Source organism: Rhodopseudomonas sp., from assembly GCF_048594845.1.
Lineage (GTDB): Bacteria > Pseudomonadota > Alphaproteobacteria > Rhizobiales > Xanthobacteraceae > Rhodopseudomonas.
The window spans coordinates 1-4,143 of record NZ_JBMDXE010000320.1 but is presented as its reverse complement, the minus strand read 5'-3'; the positions used below and the strand labels follow the sequence as shown (position 1 = coordinate 4,143).

The following is a 4,143-nucleotide window of genomic DNA, read 5'->3' as shown; positions in this document are numbered from 1 at the left end:
GCAGGTCACCAGCGTGTATCGCGAGGTCAAGCGGTCGGTCTGGCTCGAGGACGACGCACGGCGGCGGATCAGCGCGCTCGCCTATGTGGTCGATCGCGGCCACGCCCAATATGCCGGGCGCCTGACGCCCGCCGAGCAGCTTCGACTGGTCCGCCAGGGCCACGGCCGGTCCGGCGCCAATCGCGACTACGTTCTATCGACGGTGCATTCGCTGGAAGCGCAAGGCTGCCGCGACCCGGGCCTGCATCGCCTCGCCGAAGCCCTCCGCGACGAAACGCCGCCGCATCGGTGAGGCACGGCCTCGCCCCGAGCAGGATGCACCTCTCCCGCTTGCGGGAGAGGTCGACGCGCGAAGCGCGGCGGGTGAGGGCACTCCGCTCCACGAGTCGCTGAGTCACTGCCTGGGGCGCCCTCACCCCAGCCCTCTCCCGCAAGCGGGAGAGGGAGCGCGCTGCGGATCGGGCTGGCCTGTCGAGCTACAGAGGCGCGATGCGGCAGGTTACTGATTGCTGGCGTTGCGGTCGGCGACTGCAGGCGCCTCGCTGGAAGGCGCGCTCGGCACGCTGCCGAACAGTGCTTCCTGTTCGCGCCGGCCGGCTTCGATCAGGCGGTTGCTGGCGGTCTCGATCTTCTCGCTGACGACGTCGATGAATTGGCGGCGCGACAGGCCGGCCGGCAGCGGATCGAGGAATTCTACCACGATCGTCCCCGGATAGCGCATGAACTGGCGGCGCGGCCAGAACAGGCCGGAGTTCAGCGCCACCGGCAGGCACGGCACGTTGCAGTCGGAATAGATTTGCGCGATGCCGGCCTTGTAGTGCGGCGGCGCACCGACGGCAGTCCGCGTGCCTTCTGGGAAAATGATCAGTTGCCGGCCGCGGTTGACCTCCTCGCTGGCACGGCGTGCCATCTCCATCAGGATGCGGCCGCCCTTCTGGCGGTTGATGGCGATCATGTCGGCCTTGACGAGCAGCCAGCCGAAGAACGGAATCCAGGTCAGCTCACGCTTGAGAATGTACAGCGGCTCGTCGAAATGCTGCAGGAGCGCGAAGGTCTCCCACATCGACTGATGCTTGGGGGCGACGATCAGAGGACCCTGCGGGATCTTCTCGAGACCGCGGAATTCAACCTTGGTGCCGCACACCATCCGCATCAGCCAGATGCTGTTCTGGCCCCACAGCTTCGCCACCTTGATCAGCGCCCGGCGCGGCAGCACGACGGTCGGGAGCGCCACCAGGATCCAGAACACCAGCAGCAGATAGAACAGCACGTTGAAAATCAACGAGCGGATGAAGATACGCGTCATCAAACGATCCGGTCAGTTGGCGAGCGCCGTTGCCGGCCGGCGGGCTGTCGGCTCGGGCGCCTGCTCCGAGGACTCCGGCGCGATGTCGAGCCCCAGCCGCGCCAGCCGCACCCGCGCTTCCACGGCGAGATATTTGACATATTCGGATAGCAGCAGCCGCATCGTCGCGCCACTGGTCCACCACACCTCGTCGCGCCACTTGTCGCCGATCACCGAGAACGGGATCAGCTCGATGTCCGGCATCACATGCGACATCTCGGCGATCGCACGCGGCATGTGGTAATTGGAGGTGACGACGATCAGCGAACGGAAGCCGCGCTCGGTCGCCCAGCGCCGGGTCTCGACCGCGTTGCTGCGGGTGTTGACAGCGGAGCGGTCGAGATCGACGCAGCAGCCGAACCAGTCCTTGCTCTCCGGCACCGAGCGCGAAATGTCGCTGGCGCCGTTGGTCCGGTGCACGCCGGAGATCAGCAGCCGCTTGCCGTAACCGGCGGCCAGCAGTTCGACCGCATCCGACACCCGCGACGAGCCACCGGTCAGCACAACGATGCCGTCGGCGACGCGAGACGGCTTCGACTCCTCGACGCGGAGCTGCATCAGGAACACCAGGAAGCCGCCGACGCCCAGCAGGCCGAGCGCCAGCACCGCCAGCGCGGCGGCGCGGAACAGGCCAACGCGACGCCTCGGCCGGTCCGGGCGCGCGTCGGGCGCAAGCTGGGCAGAACGCGGATCCATCGGTGCCGGTATAACCTCGATTGCGAAATGTCGATGCGGCTCCGTTGGTCGAACCTCGCTGGCCGGAAGCCGCCCGGACTCTAGTGCGTTTTCGGGCGAAAGGGAGTCCGCCGGGCGTCCAAACTGCGCCCCGCCCGGCGCCGCTGCGGCGCCGTCATTCGATCGAATTCAAGGTGCTGAACAGCGTCCGGCGCGACGCCAGCGCGGTGATGGCCGCGATCAGCACCGCCTGCCCGGCCAGCGCCAGATAGCCGCTCGGGCGCAGCGAGAAGGTTCCGAGCAGCGCGGCGAACTGGTCGCCGACCGGCGTGCCGGAAAACCACGTCGCGACGGATTCGGAGAATCCGAACACGAACACCGCGGCGCCGCCGCCGATCAGCCCGCCCTGCAGGCCGAGCATCAGGAAATGGCGGAAGAACCGGTCCGCGATGAAGCGGTCGCTGGCGCCGACGAAATGCAGCACTTCGACGATCGGCCGGTTGGCCGCCATCGCGCCCCGCGTGGCGAACGACACCGAGATGATGGTGGCGACGATCACCAGCGCCAGCACGCCGATGCCGGCGAACACCGTGGCGCCGGTCATCGACCGCATCCGCTCGATCCAGGCGCGGTGATCGTCGACCGTGGCTGATGGCGCCGCCTGCGCGATGCGACGGCGCAGATCCGCGAGGTCGAGCGCGGTGCCGGGTGCGATCCGCGCCACGATCACCCGCGGCACCGGCAGATCGTCCAGCGACAGGCCGCTGCCGAGCCAGGGCTCGAGCAGCTTGGCGGACTCCTCCTTGGTGAAAGGCCGAACGTCGACGATGCCGGGCTGGTTGCGCACGACCTCCGCCACCGTTGCGGCGTCGCGGTCGAGGCTGCGGCCCTGCACCGAACGCACCTGCACGGTCAGTTCGCTGGCGACGTCCGACTGCCATTCGGCCGCCGAGGCGCTGATCAGCAGCACCACGCCGGTGGTCATCGAGGCCAGGAACGCCATGATGGCCACCACGGCGACCAGCGCGCGGCCGGCGATCGAGGCTCGCGGCACGATCGGGGACTGATTGCGGGCACGCGCCGGCAGCTGCGGCCGCTCGTCGCCGAGGTCGACCATCGCGTCGCGCGGATCGGTATATCGCGGCGGCCTATTCATAGATGTGCAGCCGTCCCTGATGCAGCACCAGTCGCCTCGCCTCGTACTGGTCCATCAGGGTGATGTCGTGGGTGGCGATGATCACGGCGGTGCCGGATTTGTTGAGCTCGATGAACAGCCGCAGCAGCCGGCGGCCGAGCGTCGGATCGACATTGCCGGTGGGCTCGTCGGCGAGCAACAATTGCGGCCGGCCGATCACCGCACGGGCGATCGCAGCGCGCTGCTTCTCGCCGCCCGACAGCACCGGCGGCAACGCGTCCATGCGGTCGCCGAGCCCGACCCACTTCAACAGGTCGATGACTTCCTTGCGGTAGCTCGATTCGTCGCGGCCGGTGACGCGGAACGGCAGCGCGACGTTCTCGTAGGTGGTCATATGGTCGAGCAGCCGAAAATCCTGCAGCACGATGCCGATGCGCTGACGCAGCGCCGACACCTCGTCCTTGGTCAGCAGCGACACGTCGTTGCCGAACAGATTCACCAGGCCGCGGGTCGGCCGCAGCGACAGGAACAACAGCCGGAGCAGCGACGTCTTGCCGGCGCCCGAGGGGCCGGTCAGGAACTGGAAGGAATGCGCCGGGATCGCGAAGTTGAGATCCCTCAGGATCTCCGGACCAAGCCCATAGCGCAGGCCGACATTTTCGAAGCGGACCACGATTCAGCTCCGATACTCACCGGCGCAGCGGGACAGGGCACGCCGCGCCATCTGCCCCTGCGGAGGTTGTGAGGTGGTTATGGTTTCCGATTCGTTAACGGACGCCGGATAGGCTCGGGCGAGGAACACAGCCAGCGATTCGTCATGCATATCGTTTGCCCCCATTGTACGACATCCTATGCGATCGATCCGGCGAAACTGGGCGACAGCGGTCGGACCGTGCGCTGTTCTCGCTGCAAGGAAGTCTGGCTGGCCCGCCCCGAAGACGTGATCCAGACCGACGCACGTGTCGCGGCAATGACGGTCGAGGACAAG

The 4,143-nt window shown here is 67.5% G+C and carries 6 protein-coding genes; 2 read left to right on the top strand and 4 right to left on the bottom strand.

Annotated features, from left to right (window positions below; genetic code table 11):
* Positions 1 to 292 (top strand): gamma-glutamylcyclotransferase (locus tag ACOJTD_RS21430; protein ID WP_420134879.1); only part of this gene is annotated, 292 nt, incomplete at its 5' end.
* A gap of 207 nt (positions 293 to 499) precedes the next feature.
* Here the strand turns inward: ACOJTD_RS21430 and ACOJTD_RS21425 are convergent.
* The 4 genes from ACOJTD_RS21425 to ftsE all read right to left on the bottom strand — a co-directional run bounded on the left by ACOJTD_RS21425 (position 500) and on the right by ftsE (position 3,828).
* Positions 500 to 1,306, bottom strand: coding sequence for a lysophospholipid acyltransferase family protein (locus ACOJTD_RS21425; protein ID WP_420134878.1), 807 nt, complete (start codon positions 1,304 to 1,306; stop codon positions 500 to 502).
* A 12-nt stretch (positions 1,307 to 1,318) separates the two neighbouring features.
* A complete protein-coding gene (locus ACOJTD_RS21420) occupies positions 1,319 to 2,041 on the bottom strand; it encodes a YdcF family protein (protein ID WP_420134877.1) in 723 nt (240 codons plus the stop codon).
* A 154-nt stretch (positions 2,042 to 2,195) separates the two neighbouring features.
* Positions 2,196 to 3,176 carry a cell division protein FtsX gene (locus ACOJTD_RS21415; protein WP_420134876.1) on the bottom strand — a complete coding sequence of 327 codons (981 nt, stop codon included), beginning with the start codon at positions 3,174 to 3,176 and terminating at the stop codon, positions 2,196 to 2,198.
* Entirely contained in the window at positions 3,169 to 3,828 is a 660-nt protein-coding gene (ftsE, locus tag ACOJTD_RS21410; RefSeq protein ID WP_420134875.1) for a cell division ATP-binding protein FtsE, read from the bottom strand. Before ftsE ends, ACOJTD_RS21415 begins: the two co-directional genes overlap by 8 nt.
* Positions 3,829 to 3,972: 144 nt before the next feature.
* On the opposite strand from ftsE, the gene ACOJTD_RS21405 reads away from it, so the two are divergent.
* Positions 3,973 to 4,143, top strand: a 171-nt coding sequence (locus tag ACOJTD_RS21405) for an MJ0042-type zinc finger domain-containing protein (RefSeq protein WP_420134880.1), incomplete at its 3' end; no start/stop codon positions are given.